Below are 23,760 nucleotides of genomic sequence, written 5' to 3'. Positions count from 1 at the left end.
GCCGGTGCTGGGTGTCGCGGTGCGCCCGGGGTGGTTGCAGGGGTCCCCTGTTACCGCCTTTTGATGAGGAGGGGGCCCCTGCACGCACCTCAGGCGACGGGTTCCGGTGCGGTGTCAGCGTCCCGGCTGGGGCCGGGGTCGACGCGGGGGTCGCCCTCGTCGGCGAAGTAGTCGTCGGGCGTGGTGCCGTCGGCGCCCTCGGGCACCCGGGCGGCCCGCAGGAGCAGGGTCACCAACGCCGCGACCAGCAGGTTGACCAGCACCGCCACGATGCCGACGTAGATCGTCTTCTGGGTGTCGACACCGAAGTCGGCCAGGGGGAAGGCGGAGCCGCCGAAGTGCTTCCGTCCAGTGGCCGCGTTGGGGATCTGGTAGAGCATCCACATGCCGAGCCCCATGCCGGCGGCCCAGCCGGCGATCAGCGCGCCCCGGTGGAACCAGCGGGTGTAGAGGCCCAACGCTACGGCCGGCAGCGTCTGGAGGATGATCACGCCGCCGATGAGTTGCAGGTCGATGGAGAACTGCGGGTCGAGGAAGACGATGCAGGCGACCGCGCCGACCTTCACCACCAGTGAGGTGATCTTGGAGACGTTGGCCTCCTGGGCGGGGGTGGCGTCCCGCTTCAGGTACTCCTTGTAGATGTTGCGGGTGAACAGGTTCGCCGCCGCGATCGACATGATCGCCGCCGGCACCAGGGCGCCGATGCCGATGGCCGCGTACGCCACCCCGGCGAACCAGTCCGGGAACATCTGGTCGAACAGGACCGGCACGACGGTGTTGCTGTCGACCGTGCCCTCCTTCGCACCGGGCAGCGGCTTCACCTGTGCCGCGATGGCCATGTAGCCGAGCAGGGCGATCAACCCGAGCAGCAGGCTGTACGCGGGCAGCGCGGACATGTTCCGCTTGATCACGTCACGGTTCCGGCTGGCCAGCACGCCGGTGATGCTGTGCGGGTAGAGGAACAGCGCCAGGGCCGAGCCGAACGCCAGGGTGACGTACTGGAGTTGGTTGTTGGCATTGAGCAGGATGCCGTCGTTCGGGTTCTCCGAGGCGGCGAACTTGGCATCCGCGGCGTCGAAGATCGCTCCCCACCCGCCCAGCTTGTACGGCAGGTAGAGCACCGCCACCAGGATGACGACATAGATGAGGCTGTCCTTGACGAAGGCGATCAGCGCGGGGGCGCGCAGCCCGGACTGGTAGGTGTAGGCGGCGAGGATGGCGAACGCCACGATGATCGGCAGGTGCCGGGCGAGGGCGCTCTCACCGGTCACGCCCATCGTCTTGAGCACCGCCTCGATGCCGACCAGCTGCAACGCGATGTACGGCATGGTGGCGACGATGCCGGTGATGGCGACGAGCAGGGCGAGCACCGGGGAGTCGAAGCGCCGGCGGACGAAGTCGGCCGGCGTGACGAAGCCGTGCCGGTGGGACACCGACCAGAGCCGGACCAGCACCAGGAAAACCATCGGATAGATCACGATGGTGTACGGCACGGCGAAGAATCCGGCTGCGCCGGCTCCGAAGATCAGCGCCGGCACCGCCACGAAGGTGTACGCCGTGTAGAGGTCGCCGCCGACCAGGAACCAGGTGATCCAGCCGCCGAAGCTGCGCCCGCCCAGCCCCCACTCGTCCAGGTGGGCCATGTCCTTCGGGGCCCGCCACCGGGCGGCGACGAAGCCCATCGCGCTGACCAGCAGGAACAGCAGCGTGAAGACGATGATCTCGGTAAGGTGGTCGCGCCACATCACTGCATCACCTTCGTTCGCGACTGCGGGGCTCGCAGGCCCGGCTCACTCCTCGCGCTCACCGCACCCACCTTCGTTCGCGACTGCGGGGCTCGCAGGCCCGGCTCACTCCTCGCGCTCACCGGCCACCCCGCTTCCGGGTCATCTGGTAGACCAGCGTGGTGGTGGCGACGCCGAGCAGGATGTACGCGAGTTGGAGCCAGTAGAAGCGCGGGAACCCGAGGATCCGGGGCGAGTCGCCGTTGAACAGTACGGGGATCAGCGGTACCACGATCGGGACGAAGAGCAGCCAGTTCCACGGGCTGTGGTCCTTCGCCCGGGAACGTGCCGTCGTCGGCGGTCGCGCCGGGGTCGGCGGCTCCGGTTCGGTCGCGGCCATGGGTCCACCTCCGGGTGCTCGGAGTGCACAGAGACGGCCCGGAGGTTATCGATATTGTGACCGCCGTCACTCACTACAGCGGGTCACTGCGCTCAGCGGTGTGCCGGCTGCGCCGAGCGGCACATCACCGCACACCCCGCAGATCGGACTTACCCCCGGGTCGACGCGCACTCGCTCACCGTGTCGGGTGGTTGCAGGGGTCCCCTGCTCGGCAAAAAGCGGTAACAGGGGACCCCTGCTACCACCTCACCCGGGCGGCAGCTCAGCCGAGGTGGGCGGTGTCGTTGACGGAGCGGACGGCGACCCCGCCGTCGGCCCAGACGTCGAGCACCGACACCCCGGCCGGGTCGAGGTGGAGCCGGTGCAGGAAGGCGTCCCCGGCGGCGAGCGCGTCCCGCAGCAGGATCTTGATCGGGGAGACGTGCGAGACCACCACCACGGTCTCCCCCGGGTACGCGGCGAGCAGCCGGTCCCGCGCTCGGAGCACCCGGATGGTGACGTCGGTGAACGACTCCCCGTCCGGCGGGGCCACCGCGGTGGAGGCGAGCCAGGCGTCCATCTCGCCCGGCCACTCCTGGCGTACCTCGGTGAAGGTGCGTCCCTCCCAGGCGCCGAAGTCGCACTCGACCAGGTCGTCGGAGGTGCGCAGCGGGACACCGCCGAGCGCGACGGCGATCGGCCGGGCGGTGGCCGTACAGCGGGACAGGGGTGAGCTGACCACGGCCGCAACGGTCGGCGCGAGCGCGGCCACCCGGGCGGCGGTGGCCCGGGCCTGGTCCCGCCCGCGCTCCGACAGCGGCACGTCGCCCCGGCCGGAGTAGCGACGCTGCGCGGTCCACTCGGTCTGGCCGTGCCGGACCAGGACCAGCCGGGTCGCCTCGCTGGTGCCGCGCGGCTCCCAGGAGGCGGGCGCGGTCGCCGGGTCGGTGCCGGCGGTGGCCTTCGTGGCGGCGCGGGCGGCGGCCTCCCGCGCGGCGGCCCGGGCGGGCGAATCCGGGGCGGCCACCTCGCGCGGCGGCTCGACGATCCGGGGGGCCGTGACGGTCGGACCGGACGGCGTCCGGCCGGCGGCGGCGTCCATCGCGGCGTTGGCCAGGGCGTCGGCGTGCCGGTTGCGTTCCCTCGGGATCCAGGTGAAGGTCACCGCCGCGAAGCGGCGGACCAGCACGGCGGCCTCGGCGGCCAGCGGACGCAGCCCCGGGTTCTTGATCTGCCAACGGCCGGACATCTGCTCGACGACCAGCTTGGAGTCCATCCGTGCCTCGACCCGGGTCGCGCCGAGTTCGGCCGCGGCGGTCAGTCCGGCGATGAGGCCCCGGTACTCGGCGACGTTGTTGGTGGCGGTGCCGATCGCCTCGGAGCGTTCGGCCAGCACCTCACCGGTGTCCGCGTCGCGGACCACCGCGCCGTAGCCCGCCGGGCCCGGGTTGCCCCGGGAGCCCCCGTCGGCCTCGACGACCACCGCGGCCAGGCTCACAGTCCGGATTCGTTCGTGCGGACCATGATCCGGCGGCAGTCCTCACAGCGGACCACCTCGTCCGGCGCGGTCTTGGCGATCCGGGCCCGGTCGGCTCCGGAGAGGTCGAGCCGGCAGCCGCCGCAGCGTCCACCGCGCAGCAGGGCCGCGCCGAGCCCGGTCGACTCGCGGATCTTGTCGTAGAGGGTGACCAGGTCGGCCGGGAGGTCGGTGGCGAGCGGCTGCCGGGCGGAGCGCTTGAACTCCTCCTCCTTGGCGATCTCGGCCAGGCTCTCGTCGCGCCGCCGCTCGGTCTCCGCGCGCTTCTCACGCGCCTCCGCCAGGCGCTGCTCGATGCCGTCGAGGACGGCCTGCGCGGTCTCCCGCTGCTCCATCAGCTCCAGCTCGGCGTCCTCCAGGTCGCTCTGCCGCCGGTTGAGGGAGGTCAGCTCGTGCTGGAGCGCCTCCAACTCGCGGGCCGGGCCGGTGCCGGCGGCGAGCCGGTCCTCGTTCCGGCCCTTACGGGTGCGGACCTGGTCGACGTCCTTCTCCAGCCGGGCGATGTCCCGGTCGAGGTCGTCCACCGCCACCTGGGCACGGACCCGCTGGTCCTCCAGGGTGGACAGTTCCCGGGCGAGGGCCTCCAGCTCGGCGCGCTCGGGCAGGATGCGTCGGCGGTGGGCGAGCTGGGCGAGGGCGGTGTCGATCGCCTGGAGGTCGAGCAGGCGGCGTTGGACTGCCGGTTCAGCCTTCACGGTCGGGGCTCCTTGTCGTCCACGGCGGGGTGGGGGTCGTCGGGTGCGGTACGGCCCCGGGTGGTCGCGGTGGCGCCGGGGACGGGGGTGTGGTTCTCCTGCGGGGTGGCCGGCGCCGCCGGCCCGGTGGCCGGGAGCGGGCTCGCGGCGTGCACGCTCCACGGGTCGGTGTCCAGATCGGAGACGTACGTCTCGACGCCCAGCGTCGCCCGCAGGAGTGCGGCCAGGTCGTCCAGCCAGGGGCGCTCGGTGGCCCAGTGCGCGGCGTCCAGCAGCGCGGGACCGCCCTCGGCGAGGTGCTCGCCGGCCGGGTGGTGGCGCAGGTCGGCGGTGAGGAACGCGTCCACCCCGGCGGCGGTGGCGTCGGCGAGGAACCCGTCGCCGGCACCGCCGCTGACCGACACGGTGCGGATCACGCGGGACGGGTCCCCGGCGGCGCGCACCCCCCAGGCGGTCGGTGGCAGCACGGTGGCGGCGTGTCGGGTCAGTTCGGCGAGCGTCATCGGGTGGGTCAGCTCGCCGATCCGGCCGATGCCGCGTCCCTCGCCGTGCGCCGGGCTACCCGGCACGGGCGGGTGCAGCGGGCGGAGCCCGGTCAGGCCGAGCCGGGCCGCGAGCGCGTCGGAGACCCCCGGGTTCGCCACGTCGGCGTTGGTGTGGGCCACGTGCAGCGCCACGTCGGCACGGATGAGCTGGTGCACGATACGACCCTTGTACGTCGTCGGCGCGACCGAGGAGACCCCCCGCAGCAGCAGCGGGTGGTGCGCGACGATCATGTTCGCCCCGACGGCGAGCGCCTCGGCGACGGTCTCCGGGACCACGTCGACCACGCAGGCGACCCGGCGTACGACGGTGGTGGGCTCGCCGAGCACCAGCCCCACCCGGTCCCACTGTTCGGCCCAGGCCGGCGGGTAGCGCCGCTCCAGCACGGCCACCACGTCGGCGACCGTCGGTGGTGGGGATCCGGTTGTGCTCACGGCGGGCCAGCTTACCGGCGTCGGGCCGGTGGGGGCGCAACCCGGCTCGGGACACGTCGCGTCCGGGCCGCGACGGAGCGCACCGGCACCGGATGAGCAGGGGTCCCCTGCTCCGCAGAATGCGGTAACAGGGGACCCCTGCAATCACCCGGGCCGGCCGGCCCGAAGTAGGACGGATCAGGCGTAGTGGTTCACGCTCACCGGCCGGGTGCCGGTCCACGGAACCCAGCCCTGGAGGGCGGCCGAGATGCCCACCCGGGTGCTGCAGTTGATCACCTGGAAGTGCAGGTGCGGCCCGGTGGAGGCGCCGGTGCTGCCGGACCAGCCGATGATCCGGCCCTGCGGGACCCAGTCGCCGGGCCAGTAGAAGGACCGGTTCAGGTGCGCGTAGTGGGTGCACTGGCCGTTCGAGTGCCGGATGATGACCTCGATGCCGTTCTGCCAGTACGGCGACCAGTCCGAGTAGACGATGGTGCCGCCCTGCGAGGCGGTGACCTCGTAGTTCAGCGGGAGCCCGAAGTCCCACGCGTACTCGTTGTACGGACCGACGTGGGAGTACGTGCCCTCCGGCCCCTGGGTGACCAGGTACGACTCACCCGCCGGGTACGGCAGCTCGTAGTAGTAGTTCGCGGCCGAGGCCGGCGTGGCGCCGGTGAGCGTGAGCGCGGCGGCGGTCACCACCGCGCCCACCACGGCAACCACCCTGCGCAGCACCTTCGATACGTTGTTCACGCTCTCCCCACTCCTGTGCGGCTGACAGAGATTCAGACCCGTCGTTGACGATGCTTCCGGAATCTAAACAAGCAACACGAATTTGATCAATGTCAGACGAGCCAGGGAGAGGCTACGCAGAGCAACCGGCTTCGCCGTCTACCTGGTGGGGCAGGCGGGAACGGACAGCGCGTCCAGGGCCATTTCCCAGGGGAAGGTGTGCAGATGCCGCTCACCGGTGCCCGGCGCGTGCAGGGGGTACACGTCGTCGCCGAAGAGCACCGTGACGCCCCACTCCCGTAGCCGGTCGAGGGCGGCCCGGAAGGCGGGGTGGGTCGCCATCGCGTTGTTGGTGAAGGGCGCCGCCACGATCGGCACGCCGAGACCCTGCGCCTCCACCAGCAGGCCGAGCGCGAGCGTGTCGGTGATCCCGGCGGCCCACTTGTTGACCGTGTTGACGGTGGCCGGACAGACCACCATCGCGTCCGCCGGTGGCAGGACGTCCGGGTCCCCCGGGTGCTTGTAGCTGGTGCGGACCGGGTGACCGGTCAGCCGGGCCAGCGCCGCCACGTCGACGAACTTCGCCCCGTCCGGTGTGGCGACCAGGCAGACGTCCCAGCCGTCCCGCTGGGCCAGCTCGACCAGGCGGCCGACCCGGCCGGCCAGTGGCGAGCCACAGACGATCACGTACAACACCTGCCGGCGGTCGCGCGGCGGGGGGACGACCGCGTTCATATTCCGACTCCCATGTGCTCAGCCAACTCCGCGATCGGCGAAGACGGCGCACCCCGTGTGCGACGCAGGATGTCGGACATCACCACGTGGGCGATCGGGCGGCAGCGGATCTCGGACGGCGCGAGCCGGTCCCCCTTCAGCAGCATCTCCCCGGCACTGGCCACGTCGCCAATCTGGGCGAACCCCCGGGCGATGTCGAGCATGTGGTGGGCCCGCCGCTCCGGCAGCAGCCCGTTGAAGGCGGGCAGCTCGATGGAGTGGTGGGTCTCCACGGCCCGCCCGCCGTCGCCCAGTTCGACGGCGGCGGCGGCCCGGTGCAGCTTCAGGTTGGTCGGCCCGAAGCAGGTCCAGTAGTGGTTGTGGTCCCCGCCGAGCCGGTTGGCGGCCTCCTGCGCCCCGTCGAGCAGATCGTCCACGGTGGCGGAGTCGCCGTCCCGGGCGGCGGCCATCGCGCCCTGGAGCAGCAACATCCCGTAGACCGAGAGATGCTCCGGGGTGACGTCCTGGCCTCCGCCGGGGGCGAGCCGGTTGGCGATCCGCAGGTTCAGCTCCAGCGCCGAGCGGGCCCGGCCCATGGCGAGCAGCGCGTTGCCCACCCGGGTGGTGGCGATCCCGGCGAGGAGCGGGTCGTCGGCGCGCTGGGAGACCGCCATCGCCCGGTCGGCGGCGAGCCAGGCCAGCTCGCACTCGCCGAGCTTGCGCAGCACCGACGAGGTGACCTGGTAGACCTGCCCGAGCAGGTGGGCGGCCTCCCGCCCCTGGTCGTCGCCGCCGTACGCGGCGTCGGCGGCCTGGGCGTCGCGCAGCAGCTTCGGCAGCGCCCGGGTCAGCATGCCGTACCGGCCGTACTGGTAGGTGAGCCAGGCGTGGTTGACCGCCTTGCGCATGTCGCCGAGCATCGGCGGGTACGGCACCGCGTCGAAGTACGCGCTCAGCGCGTCGTACCGCTCCAGGGCGGCCCGGATCTGGTCCACCTCGACCTGGTCGATGCAGTTCGACGCGTCGCTACGCCGTTCCGGGTCCTTGCCGACCAGCAGTTGCACGTCGATCTCGAGGATGTCGGCGATCTCGTAAAGGACGGAGAACTTGTCGAGCCGCCGGACCCCACGCTCGATCTTGTCGACCCAGCTCTTGGACTTGCCCAACCGGTCGGCGAACACCTGTTGCGACATCCTGCGTCGCCCACGCCAGTAGGCCACCCGCCGTCCGATCGGTAACTCGTCCATTCCCGCTCCCTCCACACCCGGCATCCTCCGGGAGTCCCACCACAGTTGTCAGGTCTGGTTTGTCCTGATCGCACAGTCTGTGCGGCACTCGTCCGACCGAACCTCATAGCTTTCGTGCAACTTGCATTTCGCCTGTCGCAACGAGCACCGGTGACGGCAGTGACGGGGCTCGACGCCCGACGTGACCGGACCGTGACACCCGAGAGGAGCACACACCATGTGGGGGACCGTCGGACCGCATGTCGTCCATCTGTCGCCGCTGGAACGGGTGCGGCTGCGCCGGATCGCGGTCCGGTACGCGATGCACGGCTGGGAGGTCACCCCCGGCGCGTGTCTCGCCCGCAGCCGCTTCGTCTGTGGCCGGGCCGGCTGCCCGACCGTGGGCTGCCACCCCGCCCTGGAGAACTGGGAACTCGCCGCCAGCACCGACCCGGCCCGGGTGGCGACCTGGTGGCGCAGCCGCCCGCACGGGGTGCTGCTCCCCACCGGGCGGGCCTTCGACGTGCTGGAGGTGCCCTCCTACCTGGGTCGGCACGTGCTCGACGCGATCTCCGACCACCCCGCCGACCGGGCCCGTGGTCCGGTCGCGGTCACTCCCTCCGGCCGCTGGATGTTCCTGGTACGCCCCGGCGACCCGCTCCGCCCCGAACTGGACCACTGCTTCCACGTCGTCCGGCACGGGGTCGGCTCATGGATCCCCGCGCCGCCGACCCGGCTGCTTGAGGGACCGGTGCGCTGGGCCCTCGCCCCGGAGCAGGCCCGCTGGCGGCTGCCCGACTCGTACCTGGTGCAGAAGGTGATGGTGGACGCGATGCGGGCCACCGGCATCGCCCTGGCCGCCGACCTGCTCCCCGGTCAGCTCCCTCTCCCCCGTCGCGGCTTCTGACCCCCGCCACGTCCCGCCGGGGCGGCGCATCGTTGTCTCCGGTGAGGGCGCGGTCGCGCCCCGATCGGGGGAACGATGTCCATCGACGATCCGGCCCGCCGAGCCGAGGGGGCCGAGCCACCACCGCACCGCCGCCGGGCGTACCGCCGGGTCGGCACGAGACCGGCCGGCTCCCGCCCGGGGCGCCCGCGCCCGCTCGGCACCCGCCCCTCCGGCAGCCGCCGCCCACCCCGCTGAATCCGCTACAGGACAGCAACGTCGGTCAGGCGATGAGTCAGACCAGGCCCGGGGGACCCCACCCCTCCAACCTCGCTGTCAGGCGACGGGCAGGTGCGATGAGCGCAGGCACCGACCGGTGTCGGTGACCACCGCGTGATCGTGCCCGGCCAGCCGACCGAGCCAGCCCGCTCCGGCGGAGCCCATCGCGACAGCCGCCGTGGCGTACGCGTCGGCCACGCCGAGGTCCCGGCCGACCACGGTCACCGAGCGCAGGCCCCGGGCCGGCTCGCCGCGTCGCGGGTCGAGCACGTGGTGTCCCCGCTCGTAGACCCCGGAGGTGGCGACCGCCAGATCGGTGCCGGTGAGCACCAGGAAGGTGGCGGTGCGGTCCCACGGGTGCTGGAGACCGATCCGCCAGGGGCGGCCGGCCGGCGAGAGGCCGCGTACCCGGACGTCCCCACCGGCGTTCAGGCAGTGGTTGGCCGCCCCGGCGGCGAGCAGCCGGTCCGAGGCGACCTGCGCCGCCCAGCCCTTGACGTAGCCGGACGGGTCGAAGCTCCCGGCGGCGTACGCGTCGAACCAGCCGTCCGTCGCCCCCCAGAGATCCGCGCAGCGTTCCAGCACCAGCCGCAGGTCGGAGGAAGCGTCGGAGAGCAGCACCTCGCCCCGGTCGAAGCGGCTCACCTCGCTGTCGGCCCGGTACGTGCTGAACCGGGCGTCGACCTCGCGCAGCCAGCCGAACACGTCGTCGGCCAGGTCGTCGAGGGTGACCCGGGGCAGGTCGTCGGCGAGGTCCAGGCTGATCGGCGTACCCATGACCTGCTCGACCCGGCGCAGGCCGGGACGAGGCGACGCGGCCGGGCCGAAACGAGGCGACGCGGCGGCCGGGCCGGGACGGACGGGCGCGGCGGGCGGGCCCGGACGGGTGGACGGCGGGGCGGCGGTACGCGACGCGGCCATGTCAGCGCCGCGCGGCGTCGATGGCGGCCTGCAACGACTGCTGGTAGGCGTCGCTGGTCGCGGTGGCCCCGGAGACGGTGTCCAGGTCGGCGTCCTGCCGCCGCACCACCTCCCCGTCGGTGCCGCTGTACCGGCTGTCCACCGAGGAGCTGCGCCGGTCGGACTCGGCGGTCTCCTCCGGCAGTTCCACGGCGACCACGTCGACGATCCGGTCACCGGCGACGGTGATCCGCACCTGCACGTTGCCGTACTCGTTGCCGACCACCGGCCCGGTGACCGTGCGTCGTCCCGACGGCGGGGCGGTGGTCCGGCGCGGGGTGGGGGCGGCGACGGTGGTCCGGTCACCCGCGCTCCGGGGCGTCCGGGTGGTCGCGGGGGTGGACGGTTCGTCCGGCTTCCCGGTGGTCCGGGGCGCGCCGGTCCGGTCGGGGCTGGCCGGAGCGGAGCCGGCGGGCGTCGGGCCGGCGGGTGTGGGGACCACCGGCGGACGCTCGGGCGCGGCGGTCTCGACGACCCGGGTGGTCTCCGGCGCGCCCTTGAGCACGACCAGCAGGGTCGTGCCGGCGGCCAGGCCGGTGACGGCGAGGAACGCGCGACGCATGGGGGAACCTTCCTACAGCTCGAACGTGGCGAGGTGGATCTGCCGGCGGGGCACGCCGGCCCGGCGCAGCGCCCGCACCGTCGAGGTGACCAGGCCGGGCGGTCCGCAGAGCCAGACGTCCCGGTCGGCGAGGTCCGGCACGAGCTGGCGCAGCCCCTGCGGGCTCATCATCCGCCGGGGACCGGGGTCGTCGCGGGAGCCGATGACGTACCAGACGTCGGTGCCGTGGGCCTCGGCGAGCCAGTCCAGCTCGCGGTGCAGCAGCACGTCGGCCGGGGTCCGGGCCCGGTAGATCAGCGCCGCGTCCGGCGGCAGTTCCTCCAGCAACGCCCGGATCGGGGTGATGCCGCTGCCACCGGCGATCAGCAGGGCGCGGTCCCGGGTACGGTGCGCGGCGGTGAAGACGCCGGAGGGGCCCTCCGCCCAGACCCGGGTGCCCGGCGTCAGGTCGCGGAGGCCGGCGGTGTGTCGGCCGACCACCTTGACGGTCAGTCGCACCCACCGGCCGTTGCCCGCCGCCGACGGGGAGAACGGGTGCGCCTGCCACCAGCGGCCGGCGGTGAGGAAGCGCCACCGGAGGAACTGTCCACCGCGCAGGTCGAGCAGGTTCAGCCGGCGTCCGGTCAGGTAGATGGAGATGGTGTCCGGGTTCTCCGCGACCACGTCGGCGACCCGCAGGTCGTGCCGGAGGTTGAAGCGCAGCGGCACCACCACCCGGCCCCAGAGCAGCGCGGCGGCCACCAGCAGGTACGCCACGATCCAGCCGGTGCGCACCGGTCCGGGGCGGAAGAGCTGCTGGCCGTGGGCGAACTGGTGGCCGAACCCGAGCAGCAGCACCAGGTAGCTGCTCAGGTGCAGGTGGTGCCAGAGTTCGTAGGGCAGGGCGGTGCGGATGGCCCGGATCCCGGTGAAGCCGAGCAGGGTCAGGATGCCGGCGGCGGCGAACGCGCCGGGCATGTCCTCGTAGTCGCGCAGCAGCACCCCGGCCTCGACCAGCACCGACTGTTTCTGCAACCGGGCGTAACCGGTCAGGATCAGCGACACGTGCGCCAGCACCGCGACCAGCAGCGTCACCCCGATGTCCCGGTGCCAACGGGCGATCTGCTCGCCGCCGAGCCGGCGTTCCAGCACCGGCAGGCGGCTCATCAGCAGCACCTGCACCAGCAGCAGGTAGCCGGCGACCAGTCCGGTGATCCGGCCGGCGGCGGTCAGCGTGGCGGTGGTGGTGCGCAGCGAGTCGTCCGGGGTCTGCCACCACCAGGGCAGCACCGCCAGCAGCAGCCCGGCCCAGAGCACCGCGAGCACCGCGCGGCGGCCGGCGGGCCCGCGCCGGGGCGGCACCCGTGGCGGTACGGACGCAGCCGACCGGCCGCCGGACCGGGACGGGGTCCCGCTGCGGCGGCCGGCGGCGTGGGTACGGGGGTACGTCACGCGTACAGCTTGATCGGGGTGTACTTCATCCGCGGAAAGATCTTGTCCACCTCCGCGTTGGTCAGCCCGAAGCGGCCCTGTGCGACGGAGCCGTAGACGTTGAACATGTTGTTGTACTCCGGCACGTCACCGCTGTCGAGGTCGTCCAGGCCCTGCCAGGTGCCGAGCAGCGAGCCGGCCAGCTTGCGTCCGGACAGGACGGTGACCACCCCACCGTGCCCGTGGTCGGTGCCGCCACTGTTCGAGGCGACCCGCCGGCCGAACTCGCTGGAGACCATCACCGTCACGTCGGCGGCCTGGTCGCCGAGGTCGGTGAAGAACGCGGCCATCGCCCCGGCCAGCTCGTTGAGCCGGCGCCAGAGCTGACCGCCCTCCCGGGTGCCCTGGTTCTCGTGGGTGTCGTAGCCGCCCATGCCGATGGTGGCCACCCGGACGTTCGCGCCGCCCTTGATGAGCTGGGCGAGCTGCTTGAACGAGTTGCCGACGCCCTGGTACTCGACCCCCTCGGCCGCCTGGTACGGCTTCGCGGCGAGCTTCTGGGCGGTGGCGAGCGCGCCGAGGCCGTCCTGGACGGACTCCTCGACCGGGTGGTTGATCCCGGTGAAGAGCCCCCGGATGGCCTTCTCGGTGGCGGCCCGGTACTTCTCGTCGCCGTTGAGCCGCAGCGAGCCGACGCTGCCCAGGGAGAGCGCGCCGTTGTTGCCGACCAGCGACCGGGGCAGGGTGCTGCCGATGCCGACGCTGCGGAACGCGGTGCCCTTGCCGAGGTGGTCGACGAGGCTGTCCAGCCAGCCCCGGCCGCCGGTCTCACCGGGCAGGCCGCCGAGGTTGCACGCGTCGGCGGCCTGGAAGTGGCTGCGGGAGAGCCGCTCGTCGGAGACCGCCGGGACGAAGCCGAGCTGGCCGGCCTTCAGCCACTTCTCCAGCGGCTTGAACGCGCTGGTCAGCTTGAAGCCACGGGCCAGGGCGAGGGAGTCGGAGCCGAGCAGCAGGTCGGGGCGGGCCTTGCGGAGCGCCGCGTCGTCGGCGGGGGCGACCAGGCTCAGTCCGTCGAGTCCACCGTAGAGGAAGACGTGGATCAGGGTGCCGGTCTTGGTGGCGGCGAACGACGCCGAGGTGGTGACGAACTGCGCGGTGGCCAGGGCGGTGGCGGTGGCGGCGGCCCCGGCGACGAAGGTCCGCCGGGTCACCCCGCGACCGTCCTGCTGGGCCTCCTCCTCCGCCTCCAGCCGCAGGTAGCGGTCCCGCTCGGCGGCGTTCTCGGCGGCCACCACGTCGGCCTCCGCCCGCAGCAGCGCCTCGGCCGGGTCGTCCGCCAGCCGGCGCAGGTCCGGGCATTCGGGGTGCAGGGGGTACGAGTACACAGTCTTCTCCATCGGGTGCCTCACCGGAGGTGGTGCTGGGGGGACGCGAGGATCGCCCGCGCGACGGCGGTGACGGCCCCGTTGAAGGTGGCGTCGACCCGGGTGTCGGCCGACACTCCGGCGACGGCGAGGATCAGCGTCTTCTCCCGGCTGGTCAGCTTCTGGTGCACGAGCCGCCGGGCGAGCGCGTCCACGTACGCCCCGGCGGTGGTGGGCGGCTTCGCGACCAGCCGTTCCGGCTTGACGTAGGAGAACTCCCGGCGGTAGCCGTTGACCACGTCACCGGCCTCGTTCCAGCCGTTGACCATGGTGCCGGCGGAGGTCCAGGCGACGTACACGTCGGGGTAGCCGTCCGGGGTGGGCTGACCCATCGGGTAGTGGCCCAGCTCCCGCAGCTTGTCGTGGATCCGGCGCAGGCCCCGGGCGTACGGGGTGCGCTTGCTGTCGTCGGCCTTGTAGTCGGCGGACGCCTCGGGCGAGACGCCGAGCACCCGGTACGTGGCGATCAGGTACTCCATCGGGCGGCGGACCTTCTGCCCCACCGAGGCCCAGAACTCCGACGAGCTGAACAGCGTCATCAGCACCGGCTTGATCAGGCCCTTGTTCGCCGTGTAGGTCTTGGCGAGCCGGTCCACCAGGGTCTTCGCCGGGGTGTCCGAGACGAACCGGGTGGCGAGGCTCTGCGCGACGTACCGGGCGGTGGAGGGGTGCAACGCGATGTAGCGGATGTACGCGTCGATCGCCGCGTCGGCCTTCTCCGGGTCCTTCGAGTTGTTGGCGTGGGTGAAGCCGAGGATCTTCACCTTGCCGACGAAGTGCCGGTCCTCGCGGAAGACGTACTCCCCGTCGGAGACCCCGCGTCCGGTCTGGAGCAGGGCCGCCTGCCGGACGTCCTTCTCGGTGTAGCCGCCGTCGACGCCGACCGAGTACAGCTCCAGGTTCTCCCGGGCGAGGTTCTCGTTGACCGCGTCGGCGCGGGAGTCGTTCTGGTTGAGGTAGAGCAGCAGCGCCGGGTGCCGGTTCGCGGCGACCAGCATCTCCGGGTAGCTGGCCAGGGCGTACTTGCGGACCACGTCGACGTCGAAGGAGTGCCGGTACACCTCACCGCCGTCGAAGTCGGCGGCGACGTGCAGGAAGTCGTTCCAGAAGTCGACCATCACCTCGAAGAGCTGCCGATCCGACCAGATCTGCCGGGCGATGGTGGCGTCGACCATCTCCTTCTCCGGCTGCGCACCGCGCTCGTTGAGCTGGTCGCGCTGGTCGCGCAGCTGCTTCGGGGTCATCCGCAGGGTGGGCAGCTCGCTGAGCTTCAGCTCGGCCTTCGTCGGGGCGATCTTCTCCGGGTCGAGCTGCCAGCGCAACCAGGCGTCGATGCCCATCCGTTCGATGTCGGCGAGCACCTTGGGCGTCGCGCCGAAGGTGGCCCGGGTGGCGAGGTGCCGGGCCGGGTCCTTGGCCAGCACCGTCTTGACGGTGACCGTGGTGGCCGCCGCCGCGGCGGCCGGACCGGAGAAGGTACGGCCACCGGCCGGGGTGTTCTTCTTCAGCGCCGCACCGGCCCGGGAGCCCATGTAGCTCTCGTTCTGCTCGGTGTAGGTACGCACGGTGCTCGGCTGCTGCCCGCTCGGGCGGTTCACGTTGCCGTCGGTGACCCGGGTGACGGTCGCGTCGCCGGCCGGATCGTCGCCGAAGAGACCGCGCACCTGCGGGGTCATCGCGAGCGCGGCGCCCCCGGCGACCACCGCGGCGGTGCCGCCGAGCGCGGCGAGGGCCCGGCGTCGGCTCCGGTGGCGGCCGTCGTCGGAGTCGTCGTCCAGGTCGGGCAGTCCCGGGTCACCGCCGTGTCCCTGGGGACCGGGGCCGGCCGGGCCGATCCACTGCGGCCCCCGGCGCGCGGTCGACCCGCCCGAGCCGGGCCGGGACGCCGGTTCCGGCTGCGCCTGGCCCGGCCACGGGGCGTACGACGCCCGGGGGTCGTCCGGCTGCCCGGCGTACGGGTGACGGTACGGATAGGTCGACCCGGAACCGGACGAGGCGTACGGCGGGGAAGGGTACGGGTCGTGGTACGGGTCGGTGGGGTGGTGTCGTCCGTCCCAGCGGCCCTCGTCCCGCGGCCGGTGTGGTGGCACGTTCTGGTCGGCCATGTACCAATCCTGTTTTCTGCTGAATTGCCGCCCGGAACCGGCGCCAGGTGCGGCGCGACGGCGAGGGCAGTCGATGCCTGAGGGGAGGTGCTACGGCACGGTAACCAAGCGGTAGGGGGCCATCAAGGTGCACGAACACCACCCGGAGGGCCACTTAAGACGCCTTTGCAGGAGTCGCCGGCCCGGTCGGATATCCGCCGGTCCGGGGGCAGCCGTCCCGAGCAGGCCCTACCCGGCGGCGGACGTCCCGAACGCGACGTTTCCCCACGTCGCCGCAGGATCCGGTGAGGTCGCCGGCACAGTGAAACTTAAGGTTCCGCTAAGTGGTCGCTGAGGCGGCCCACCTGCGGACGCGCGAGCCGGGCCCGGCGGGGACGGCGCACCCGACGCCGTCGGCGCGGGCAAAGAAGCAGCAGCAGGGGCGTGAGCCGCCACCGCAGCGGGTATGCCGCCGGACCGCTGAACCGCATGAGGGGAAGGCACCGCCATGCTCAGCAAAGAGGACCAGCGCAGGTTCGAGCAGATCACCCGATATCTCCGGGAGAGCGACCCGGCGTTCTTTTCGCGGCTCGACCAACGGGCGCGGGCACACCGGGGCCGCTACCTGGTGCTGTTGACGATCGTGCTGTGGGCCTCGCTGCCGGCGATGACCGTGCTCGCCGGTCGGGTGGCCGGCGCGATCTGCGCCGTGGTGCTCCTGGCCAACTCCGCCCTGTTGTGGCGTCACCGACGGCGGTGGTGGTGACGTTGCGCCGGCCCCGCCGTGGCGCGGGCCGCCGTCACTCCCGACCGCCCTCGGCGGAACCCGCACCGGACGGACCGGCAGAGCCGGGGTCGACCGCGCTGCCGGTCGGAGCGGCGTCGCCCACACCACCGGTCGGGCCAGCGTCGGCCGCGCCGAAGCGGCGGTACGCCCGGCGCAACCGCTCGGTCAGGCCCGGCCCGCCGAGGGCGCGATCCGGTGGCCCGAGCTGACGCAGCAACAACTCCGTATCCGTGGCCAGGGTCGGCGGACGGTCGGGCAGGGGTACCGGCGGCAGCCAGAACCGGTCCACCTGGTCGGCCAGAGGCGGGTCCGGCAGGTCGCCGAGCACCCGTCCCGTACCGGCCGCACGAGGTGCGACCGACCCGGTGGTGGGCGTGGCCGCCGGCCGCCCACCGGTCGGTCCCGTCGACGCGTCGACCACCGAGGTGGCGGTCGGGTCACGGGGTGACGTGGCCGCGCCGCGCAGGGCCCGGAGCCGGTGGAGCAGCTCGTCACGGCCCCGGCCGCGCCAGTGCAGCAGCCGGAACGGGTCGGCGTCGAACGCCTCGGCCAGCAGGTAGAAGGTGGCCGCCAGATGCTTGCAGGGCACCGCGAGGTCGGGGCAGGAACAGTGCTGGACCAGCTCGCCGACACCGGCCGGGAACAGGGGCGCGCCGACGGAGGTGAACAGCTCCTCCAGCTCGGCGGGAAGGTCACCGGCGAGCAGCCGGGCGCTGAAGAACGCCTGCGCGGCCAGGGCCTCCTCCAGGCGTGTCCAGACCGGCTCCGGGAACCGGGCCAGCTCGATGCGGACCTGGTACGGCCGGGGCCGGGAGCCCTGCACCACGGCGGTGACCGCGCCGGGCGAGACGTCCAGGGTCAGCACCTGGCCGGCGCGGGCGTAGGCGCGTCCCCGGGTCAGCCGGGTGCCCAGCGCGAAGGACTCCAGCACCTCCAGGAACCGCCGGGACCACCAGGACTGTCCGATCGCGCCCCGGCTGCTGCGGGCCCGCAGTCCCCCGGAGACCCGGCGGGGTGGACCGTAGTCGGCGAACCGCCGCTCGGCGGGGCTCACTCGACCACCGCCCCGGGGGCGAGGGTGAGCAGGTCACGCAGGTCGGCGGTGGACAGTTCGGTCAACCACTGTTCGCCGCTGCCCACGACCCGCGCGGCCAGCCCGCGCTTCTCGGCGATCATCGCGGCGACCTTCTCCTCCACCGTGCCGGCGCAGACGAACTTGCGGACCTGCACGCGGCGGCGCTGCCCGATCCGGAACGCCCGGTCGGTCGCCTGGTCCTCCACCGCCGGGTTCCACCACCGGTCCACGTGCACCACGTGGTTCGCGGCGGTCAGGGTGAGCCCGGTGCCGCCGGCCTTGAGGGAGAGCACGAACAGCGCGGGGCCGTCCGGGGACTGGAAGCCGGTGACCATCTCGTCCCGGTCGGCCTTGCCCACCCCGCCGTGCAGGAAGAGCACCTCCCGGCCGAACCGGGCCGACAGGTGCCCGCGCAGCATGCCGCCGAACTCGGCGTACTGGCTGAACAGCAGCGCCTTCTCCCCCGCCGCGAGGACCTCGTCGAGGATCTCCTCCAGCCGGGCCAGCTTGCCGGAGCGGCCGGGCAACGCCGAACCGTCGCGCAGCAGGTGGGCCGGATGGTTGCAGACCTGCTTCAGCTTGGTCATGGTGGCCAGCACCAGACCGCGCCGCTCGATGCCGTCACTGGACTCGATCTTCGCCAGCATGTCGTCGACCACCGCCTGGTAGAGCGCGGCCTGCTCGGCGGTGAGGTTGCAGAGCACCTCCATCTCCAGTTTCTCCGGCAGGTCCGAGATGATCGACGAGTCGGTCTTCAGCCGCCGCAGCACGAACGGTCCGGTGACCCGGCGCAGCCGACCGGCCGTCTCCTCGTCGCCGTGGCGCTCGATCGGCTCGGCGTAGGACCTGCGGAAGCTGGCGGCCGGGCCGAGCAGACCGGGGTTGGCGAACTGCATGATCGACCACAGGTCGGCGAGGCGGTTCTCCACCGGTGTTCCGGTGACCGCGATCCGGTGCCGGGCGGGCAGCGCCCGGACCGCCTCGGCCTGGCGGGTGGCCGCGTTCTTGATCGCCTGTGCCTCGTCCACCACCACCCGGTGCCAGTCGACGCCGGCCAGCGCGACCGCGTCCCGGGCGGCCACCGCGTACGTGGTGATCATCAGGTCCGTGTCGTGCACCGCCTCGGCGAACCGCTCGCCCCGCGCCCGGTCCGCGCCGTGGTGCACGTGCACCCGCAACTTCGGGGTGAACCGGGTGGCCTCCCGCTGCCAGTTACCGACCAGCGACATCGGGCAGACCAGCAGGGTCGGCCCGGCCTCCGGGGGATCGGCGGCGAGCAGGGCGAGCAGCTGCACCGTCTTGCCGAGCCCCATGTCGTCGGCGAGGACCGCGCCCAGCCCGAGGGACTGGAGGAAGGCCAGCCAGGCCAACCCCCGCCGCTGGTACGGCCGCAGCTCGCCGACGAAGCCCGGCGGCGGGTCCAGCGGGGCGAGCCGCCGCTCCGCCTGCCCGGAGAGCAGGTCACCGAGCGCACCGTCGGCGCTGATCTCCAGCACCGGCAGGGACGCCTCGTCGCCGTCGGCGAGGCCGAGCCGGAGCAGGTCGGCCACGGTCAGCTCACCGGAGGCCCGGAGCAGCCGCAGGCCGGCGGCGAGCCGCTTCGGGTCCAGCTCGACCCACTGCCCGCGCAGCCGGACCAGCGGGCTCTTCCGTTCCGCCAGCGCGGCCAGCTCCTCGGCGGTCAGCGGCTGGTCACCCAGGGCCAGCTCCCAGCGGTAGTCCACCAGGGCGTCCAGGCCGACCGCGCCGGAGGTCGCCACGGTGCCCGGGGCGGTCCGGCTGCGGGCCTGCAACCGCGCGCCGAGCCGGGCAGCCGGGCGGTGCCACCAGCCGGGCAGCAGCACCCCGAAGCCGGCGGCGTGCAGCACCGGGGCCCCCTCCCGCAGGAAGCGGTGCGCCCCCTCGGCGTCGAGTTCCAGAGCCGACGGGGTCGCGGTACGCAACGCGGCGTCCAGCTCCGGCCAGAGCCGGCTGGCCCGGCCCAGCTCGGCCAGGAGCGTCTCCTGCGGGGCGTCGAGCCGGTCGGCGAACACCGTGGCGCTTGCCGGGTCATGCCAGATCATCTCGGCACCGACCAGCAGGCCCGGCTCGTCGGCGGCCTGCAACCCGAACTCGACCCGCCAGGTGCCCGGATCGACGAGGTCGTCCGGCCCGGTCGGGGCGTCCGGGTCGTCGCGGGCGTCCGGGCCGATGGAGGCGTCCGGATCGTCGAGAGGGTCCGGGGCGGTGGGCGGCTCGGTCAGCCGGAAGCTGGCCCGGACCGGACTGCCGACGGCGTCCCGCTGCCAGGCGTCCAGCCCGGCCCGGAGCGCCTCGCGGTCGGCCGGATCGACGGCGAACCCGCGCCGGGGACCGGTCAGCGCGGTCAACCAGGCGGCAACCGGGTCACGTCGCCCGGTACCGGGCAACCGGAGGCCGTCCAGGGCGGCCCGGGCGGCGGCGTCGGTGAGCGCGTCGAGCGCGTCGGCGACCACGTCGGCCGGACTCGGTTCACCGTCGGCGACGGCGGCCCGATCCGACGTGCCACCGGCGGCCCGGCCCGACGCACCGTCGGCGGCCCGGCCCGCCCGGCTCGTCCCGTTCCCGGCGACCGGTCCGGCGGCGCGGGCCGACGGCGGCAGGGCCAGGGTGAGTGCCCGCGCCCAGGCGGCGTCCGCGCCGGTGAGCAGGGGATGCCAGCCGGCGACCGCCCGGTCCGTGACGTCCCGGCGGGACCGGTCGTCGTCGACCACCGGCAGGACGCGGCCCCGGGCCACCAGGTCGGTGGCGAAGGCGGCCAGCTCGGCGAGGTGCCGCAGGCCGGCGCCGGGCACCCCGGCGTACCCGTCGATCCGACGGAGGACGGTCAGGGCGGCGGCCGGGGCGTACCCGAGGGTGGGCACCCGCCAGCGGGCCAGGGCGACCGCGCCGCGGACCGGGTCCACCGCGGCGGTGCGGACGAGTTCCGGCGAGTCGAGCGGCGCCCCACCCCGGGTGGGCAGGGAGAGGGCCGCCGAGCCGCGGGTGGCGGACGCGGCGGCCGGACCGAGCGCGGCAGCCAGGGTGGCGTGGTCGGCGGCGAAGGGATGCGGACGTTCCCGGGGCGGACGGCCGGCGCGCCGGAGCGGACGCGCCGGGGCCGTGCTGTCCTCGGCCCAGAGGGCGAGCCCGACGCCGACCAGCCACACCCCGTGGATGACCAGCACACGTCTCCCCTCGTCGTCGCCCCGGGACAGGATAGTGAGGCGGCACGGGATACCGTCGGCGCCGTGTCCGAACTCTTGGTGATCGGGGGTCTCGGGGTGGACGTGCGGGTACGCGTGCCCGCACTTCCGCTGCCCATGGCCGATTCCATCCCTGTGGAACCCGTCGACCTGCGGATCGGCAACACCGGTGCGGGGGTGGCGCTCGCCGCGCACGCGCTCGGGCTGCGGGTGACGATGGTCGACGTGGTCGGCGACGACCCGCCCGGCGACGTGATCCGGGCGGCGCTGGCCCGCACGGACGTGGCGGCGGTGCTACGGACGGACAGCCGGGGCACCCGACGGTCGGTGAACCTGGTCGACCCGGCCGGACGGCGCATGTCGCTGTACGACTCGCGGCCGTGGCAGGGACCGTCCCCGTTCGCCCCCGACGAGCTGGCCACGCTGGTCGCGCGGGCCACCCACGTACACCTGTCGATCATGGACTGGACGCACGACCTGCTGCCGACCCTGCGTGCCGCCCTCCCCGAGGGGGTCGGCGTCTCGACGGACCTGCACGACTGGGACGGCCGGAACCCCTACCACCGGCCCTTCGCCGAGGTCGCGGACCTGGTCTTCGTCAGCGGGGTGCGGTTGGGCCCGGCCGCCGCCGAGACGGCCGCCGCGCTGACGCCCCGCAGCGTGGTGGTCACCCACGGCGCGGACGGCGCGGTGCTGTACCGGCCGGGCCATCCGCCGGCCCGGGTGCCGGCGGCGACGCCGCCCGCGCGGGTGGTGGACAGCAACGGCGCGGGGGACGCCTTCGCGGCCGGGTTCGTCGCCGGTCGGCTGCGCGGCGACGCCCCGGAGGCGGCGGCCCGGTACGCGGCGGAGGTGGCGGCGGCGGCCTGCACCCACGACGGCATGGAGTACCCGCCGGGACTGCTCCCCCGGCCCTGACCCGTCCCCGGTCACACCGTTCCGGTCGCCCCGTCGGTCAGTTCCCGCAGGATGTCCGCGTGGCCGGCGTGCCGGGCGGTCTCCTCGATCATGTGCACGTAGATCCAGCGCAGGTTCACCTCGCCGAGCTGTGGCTGCGGCACCACGTGGTCGAGCGGGAACCGGGCGGCGACCTCGCGGGACCGGGCGCAGGCCGCCTCGTACGCGGCGGCCAGCCGTTCGACGGTGTCCTCCGGGTCGACGGTCCAGCTCAGCCGGCCCGCCTCGGCGGAGAACACGTGTTCCTCGCCCGGTTCGGGAGCGAGCAGCCGGGGGAACCAGTTCGCCTCCACCATCGTGAGGTGCTTGACCACCCCGGCGACCGTGGTGTCGGAGGGCACCAGCCGGCGGGTCGCGTCGGTGGTGGTCAGGCCCCGCAGCTTCGTGAGCACGACCCCCCGGTGCAGGTCGAGGAAGGCCTCCAGCACGGCCCGCTCGTCGCCGGTACGGGCGATCACCGGGGCGAGCGTGGGATCGATGGACGGGTGGATCGTGGTCTCGGCCATGCGTCGACCGTAGCGAGGGACGCCGACACCCCGCGGTCCCTTTTCCGCCCGAAACGCCGCCTCTGGATCCCGAGGTCCGCGCGGCGTGTCCCCCACCGGTGCCGGCGGGTTCTGGTCGCGGCATAGCCGTGCGGGCCGGGCGGGGTACGTGCAGGATGGGGGCCATGGCATCCACGGCAGAGATTCCCCTGGTGGGCGGCGCCTTCGACGGCGAGACGGTCACCGTCGAGCTGGACCCGAACGGCCGTCCGCCGTTGACCCACCACCACCTCGGCACCACCGGGCTGGCCGGCGCGGAGATCTACGAACTCGAGTCTGCCGAGGGCGAACCGGCCTGGCGCTACTGCTGGCGCGGCCCCGCCACCTGACCACAGCTGTGGTGGTAGCAGGGGTCCCCTATTACCGTTTTCTGCCGAGGAAGGGTCCCCTGCACACACCCCAGCGAGAGCAGAAGGCAGCGCGGGCCGGAGCGGTGGTCAGGCGCTGACCCGGGCGAGGGCACGGGAACGCAGACCGTCCAGCACCGCCCGGGTCACGTGGGACGTACTCCGGGCCTGTTCGCACATCTCCGCCACCCGGCGGGAGACGGACTCGGCACGCCTGTCGCGTTCGTCCCAGAGCCGGTCGACCTCGGCCAACAGTGGGCCCTCCACCTCCCGGGCCACCCCCTTGAGCGCCGGCACGCCGAGCCGCTGGGCGAGGTCGAAGACCTTCCCGGCGTACGGCAGCGGCAGGAACGGGATGTTCGCCCTCGCGGCGAAGATCAGGAAGTGCAGGCGCATCCCGACAGCCAGGTCGAAGTGGCGCATCAGCCCCAGCACCTGCGGTGGTGAGTAGTCGCCGTGCAGGATCCGTCCCCGGTCGGCGGCGGTCATGTGGGACATCACGCCGTGCGAGTGGCGGATGTCGTCGCGCTCCATCGGCACGAAGACCACGTCGGCGTCGATCCGGTGCACCAGGAAGTCGCCGACCTGGGCGAGCAGGCGGTGGTACGCGTCCACGTCCAGCCGCTCGGCGGCCCGGCCCGGTTCCCGCACGCTCATCCCGACCAGCCGCTTGCCGTTCGGTACGCCCTCCTCGCGCAGCAGTTGGGCGGGAAAGTCCTCCGGTTCCAGCAGGAACGCCGGGTCGGCGGTGACCGTGATCGGGGTGAGCAGGCCGGCCTCCTCCAGGACCACGCGGGACTCCTCGTCCCGCACCGTCACCTCGGTGGCGCTGGTCAGCGTCTCGCGGACCATGCCGCAGTCCACGGCCTCGGTCAGCGGCCCGACCCCCACCGCGTACGTCAGCAGCGGCAGGCCGCGTTCCTGGGCGACCCGCACCACCCGCAGGTAGCGGCGGGCCTCCCGGTCGTAGAGGATCCCGCCGCCGCCGAGGATGAGCAGGTCGAGCCGGTCGAGGACGGCTGCCGAGTCGACCCGGCTCACTCCCTCCCACGGCACAGCCTCCACCCCCGGATGGTGGGCATGGGTGTGCGTGGGGTTTCGGGAGAAGACGACGATCCGGGCACGCGGCTGCTGGTCGCGCAGGTCGGCCAGGAGGGCGGTCAGGATCGCCTCGTCCCCGAGGTTGCGCCCCCCGTACGAGCCCAGCACGCCGATGGTCAGCTCTCCCACTGCCGCCCTCCCCTCGCCGGTTCCCGCGCCTACCCGTCCCCGCCCCGG

21 protein-coding genes are annotated in these 23,760 nt (G+C 73.4%); 4 read left to right on the top strand and 17 right to left on the bottom strand.

Going from position 1 to position 23,760, the window contains the following annotated elements; translation table 11 throughout:
* Positions 1 to 89: 89 nt before the first annotated feature.
* From mctP to ACIBJE_RS07050, 8 genes are all read right to left on the bottom strand, one after another.
* Positions 90 to 1,745 (bottom strand): monocarboxylate uptake permease MctP, encoded by a 1,656-nt coding sequence (gene mctP, locus ACIBJE_RS07085; protein ID WP_396744169.1) that lies wholly within the window; start codon positions 1,743 to 1,745, stop codon positions 90 to 92.
* Between the two features lie 118 nt (positions 1,746 to 1,863).
* The gene (locus ACIBJE_RS07080) at positions 1,864 to 2,124 is read right to left on the bottom strand and encodes a DUF3311 domain-containing protein (RefSeq protein WP_396744167.1); all 261 of its coding nucleotides are present in this window, start codon (positions 2,122 to 2,124) and stop codon (positions 1,864 to 1,866) included.
* Between the two features lie 262 nt (positions 2,125 to 2,386).
* The gene (locus tag ACIBJE_RS07075; RefSeq protein ID WP_396744164.1) at positions 2,387 to 3,601 is read right to left on the bottom strand and encodes a bifunctional RNase H/acid phosphatase; all 1,215 of its coding nucleotides are present in this window, start codon (positions 3,599 to 3,601) and stop codon (positions 2,387 to 2,389) included.
* Positions 3,598 to 4,335, bottom strand: coding sequence for a zinc ribbon domain-containing protein (locus ACIBJE_RS07070; protein ID WP_396744161.1), 738 nt, complete (start codon positions 4,333 to 4,335; stop codon positions 3,598 to 3,600). The genes ACIBJE_RS07075 and ACIBJE_RS07070 overlap by 4 nt, the downstream gene beginning before the upstream one ends.
* The gene (locus ACIBJE_RS07065) at positions 4,332 to 5,312 is read right to left on the bottom strand and encodes a Nif3-like dinuclear metal center hexameric protein (RefSeq protein ID WP_396744158.1); all 981 of its coding nucleotides are present in this window, start codon (positions 5,310 to 5,312) and stop codon (positions 4,332 to 4,334) included. The genes ACIBJE_RS07070 and ACIBJE_RS07065 overlap by 4 nt, the downstream gene beginning before the upstream one ends.
* 177 nt (positions 5,313 to 5,489) lie before the next feature.
* Entirely contained in the window at positions 5,490 to 6,044 is a 555-nt protein-coding gene (locus tag ACIBJE_RS07060; RefSeq protein ID WP_396744155.1) for a M23 family metallopeptidase, read from the bottom strand.
* 138 nt (positions 6,045 to 6,182) lie between these two features.
* Complete coding sequence (locus ACIBJE_RS07055) at positions 6,183 to 6,758, bottom strand: flavoprotein (RefSeq protein WP_396744152.1); 576 nt, start codon at positions 6,756 to 6,758, stop codon at positions 6,183 to 6,185.
* Positions 6,755 to 7,984: a helix-turn-helix domain-containing protein gene (locus ACIBJE_RS07050; protein ID WP_396744149.1), complete on the bottom strand. Its 1,230-nt coding sequence runs from the start codon at positions 7,982 to 7,984 to the stop codon at positions 6,755 to 6,757. The genes ACIBJE_RS07055 and ACIBJE_RS07050 overlap by 4 nt, the downstream gene beginning before the upstream one ends.
* 217 nt (positions 7,985 to 8,201) lie before the next feature.
* On the opposite strand from ACIBJE_RS07050, the gene ACIBJE_RS07045 reads away from it, so the two are divergent.
* Complete coding sequence (locus ACIBJE_RS07045) at positions 8,202 to 8,870, top strand: bifunctional DNA primase/polymerase (protein ID WP_396744146.1); 669 nt, start codon at positions 8,202 to 8,204, stop codon at positions 8,868 to 8,870.
* A 315-nt stretch (positions 8,871 to 9,185) separates the two neighbouring features.
* Here the strand turns inward: ACIBJE_RS07045 and ACIBJE_RS07040 are convergent, their stop codons facing one another.
* From ACIBJE_RS07040 to ACIBJE_RS07020, 5 genes are all read right to left on the bottom strand, one after another.
* The gene (locus ACIBJE_RS07040; protein WP_396744554.1) at positions 9,186 to 9,905 is read right to left on the bottom strand and encodes an FAD:protein FMN transferase; all 720 of its coding nucleotides are present in this window, start codon (positions 9,903 to 9,905) and stop codon (positions 9,186 to 9,188) included.
* 145 nt (positions 9,906 to 10,050) lie between these two features.
* Entirely contained in the window at positions 10,051 to 10,650 is a 600-nt protein-coding gene (locus tag ACIBJE_RS07035) for an FMN-binding protein (protein WP_396744143.1), read from the bottom strand.
* Positions 10,651 to 10,662: 12 nt separating this feature from the next.
* Positions 10,663 to 12,081, bottom strand: a complete 1,419-nt coding sequence (locus ACIBJE_RS07030) for a ferric reductase-like transmembrane domain-containing protein (RefSeq protein ID WP_396744140.1) — start codon at positions 12,079 to 12,081, stop codon at positions 10,663 to 10,665.
* Positions 12,078 to 13,457 carry a DUF1501 domain-containing protein gene (locus tag ACIBJE_RS07025; protein WP_396744137.1) on the bottom strand — a complete coding sequence of 460 codons (1,380 nt, stop codon included), beginning with the start codon at positions 13,455 to 13,457 and terminating at the stop codon, positions 12,078 to 12,080. The genes ACIBJE_RS07030 and ACIBJE_RS07025 overlap by 4 nt, the downstream gene beginning before the upstream one ends.
* An 8-nt stretch (positions 13,458 to 13,465) precedes the next feature.
* On the bottom strand, positions 13,466 to 15,589 hold the full coding sequence (locus ACIBJE_RS07020) for a DUF1800 family protein (RefSeq protein ID WP_396744134.1): 2,124 nt from the start codon (positions 15,587 to 15,589) through the stop codon (positions 13,466 to 13,468).
* A gap of 487 nt (positions 15,590 to 16,076) precedes the next feature.
* Between ACIBJE_RS07020 and ACIBJE_RS07015 the strand changes: the two genes are divergently transcribed.
* Positions 16,077 to 16,334 (top strand): DUF3040 domain-containing protein, encoded by a 258-nt coding sequence (locus ACIBJE_RS07015; RefSeq protein WP_396744131.1) that lies wholly within the window; start codon positions 16,077 to 16,079, stop codon positions 16,332 to 16,334.
* A gap of 34 nt (positions 16,335 to 16,368) precedes the next feature.
* On the opposite strand, the gene ACIBJE_RS07010 is transcribed toward ACIBJE_RS07015, so the two are convergent.
* Positions 16,369 to 17,409, bottom strand: coding sequence for an SWIM zinc finger family protein (locus ACIBJE_RS07010; RefSeq protein ID WP_396744128.1), 1,041 nt, complete (start codon positions 17,407 to 17,409; stop codon positions 16,369 to 16,371).
* Positions 17,406 to 20,615: an SNF2-related protein gene (locus ACIBJE_RS07005; protein WP_396744125.1), complete on the bottom strand. Its 3,210-nt coding sequence runs from the start codon at positions 20,613 to 20,615 to the stop codon at positions 17,406 to 17,408. Before ACIBJE_RS07005 ends, ACIBJE_RS07010 begins: the two co-directional genes overlap by 4 nt.
* Positions 20,616 to 20,678: 63 nt before the next feature.
* Between ACIBJE_RS07005 and ACIBJE_RS07000 the strand changes: the two genes are divergently transcribed.
* Positions 20,679 to 21,551 (top strand): carbohydrate kinase family protein, encoded by an 873-nt coding sequence (locus ACIBJE_RS07000; protein ID WP_396744122.1) that lies wholly within the window; start codon positions 20,679 to 20,681, stop codon positions 21,549 to 21,551.
* Positions 21,552 to 21,562: 11 nt separating this feature from the next.
* On the opposite strand, the gene ACIBJE_RS06995 is transcribed toward ACIBJE_RS07000, so the two are convergent.
* Complete coding sequence (locus tag ACIBJE_RS06995) at positions 21,563 to 22,048, bottom strand: DinB family protein (RefSeq protein WP_396744551.1); 486 nt, start codon at positions 22,046 to 22,048, stop codon at positions 21,563 to 21,565.
* A gap of 212 nt (positions 22,049 to 22,260) precedes the next feature.
* Here ACIBJE_RS06995 and ACIBJE_RS06990 point away from each other — a divergent pair, with 212 nt between their 5' ends.
* On the top strand, positions 22,261 to 22,464 hold the full coding sequence (locus ACIBJE_RS06990) for a hypothetical protein (protein WP_396744119.1): 204 nt from the start codon (positions 22,261 to 22,263) through the stop codon (positions 22,462 to 22,464).
* 108 nt (positions 22,465 to 22,572) lie between these two features.
* Here the strand turns inward: ACIBJE_RS06990 and ACIBJE_RS06985 are convergent, their stop codons facing one another.
* On the bottom strand, positions 22,573 to 23,712 hold the full coding sequence (locus ACIBJE_RS06985) for a polysaccharide pyruvyl transferase family protein (protein ID WP_396744117.1): 1,140 nt from the start codon (positions 23,710 to 23,712) through the stop codon (positions 22,573 to 22,575).
* Positions 23,713 to 23,760: the final 48 nt, after the last annotated feature.

The sequence above is a fragment of the Micromonospora sp. NPDC050187 genome (assembly GCF_044459745.1).
Classification (GTDB): Bacteria; Actinomycetota; Actinomycetes; order Mycobacteriales; family Micromonosporaceae; genus Micromonospora.
Note: the sequence above shows the minus strand (reverse complement) of the source record. Positions and strands in the feature narration are given on the sequence as shown.

Excerpts from the sequence above, each read along its gene's own strand:
- ACIBJE_RS07020 (WP_396744134.1), bottom strand. The coding sequence starts at position 15,589 with ATGGCCGACCAGAACGTGCCACCACACCGGCCGCGGGACGAGGGCCGC.
- ACIBJE_RS07015 (WP_396744131.1), top strand. The coding sequence starts at position 16,077 with ATGCTCAGCAAAGAGGACCAGCGCAGGTTCGAGCAGATCACCCGATAT.
- ACIBJE_RS07080 (WP_396744167.1), bottom strand. The coding sequence starts at position 2,124 with ATGGCCGCGACCGAACCGGAGCCGCCGACCCCGGCGCGACCGCCGACG.
- mctP (WP_396744169.1), bottom strand. The coding sequence starts at position 1,745 with ATGTGGCGCGACCACCTTACCGAGATCATCGTCTTCACGCTGCTGTTC.
- ACIBJE_RS07040 (WP_396744554.1), bottom strand. The coding sequence starts at position 9,905 with ATGGGTACGCCGATCAGCCTGGACCTCGCCGACGACCTGCCCCGGGTC.
- ACIBJE_RS07045 (WP_396744146.1), top strand. The coding sequence starts at position 8,202 with ATGTGGGGGACCGTCGGACCGCATGTCGTCCATCTGTCGCCGCTGGAA.
- ACIBJE_RS07055 (WP_396744152.1), bottom strand. The coding sequence starts at position 6,758 with ATGAACGCGGTCGTCCCCCCGCCGCGCGACCGCCGGCAGGTGTTGTAC.
- ACIBJE_RS06990 (WP_396744119.1), top strand. The coding sequence starts at position 22,261 with ATGGCATCCACGGCAGAGATTCCCCTGGTGGGCGGCGCCTTCGACGGC.
- ACIBJE_RS07050 (WP_396744149.1), bottom strand. The coding sequence starts at position 7,984 with ATGGACGAGTTACCGATCGGACGGCGGGTGGCCTACTGGCGTGGGCGA.
- ACIBJE_RS07025 (WP_396744137.1), bottom strand. The coding sequence starts at position 13,457 with ATGGAGAAGACTGTGTACTCGTACCCCCTGCACCCCGAATGCCCGGAC.
- ACIBJE_RS07035 (WP_396744143.1), bottom strand. The coding sequence starts at position 10,650 with ATGCGTCGCGCGTTCCTCGCCGTCACCGGCCTGGCCGCCGGCACGACC.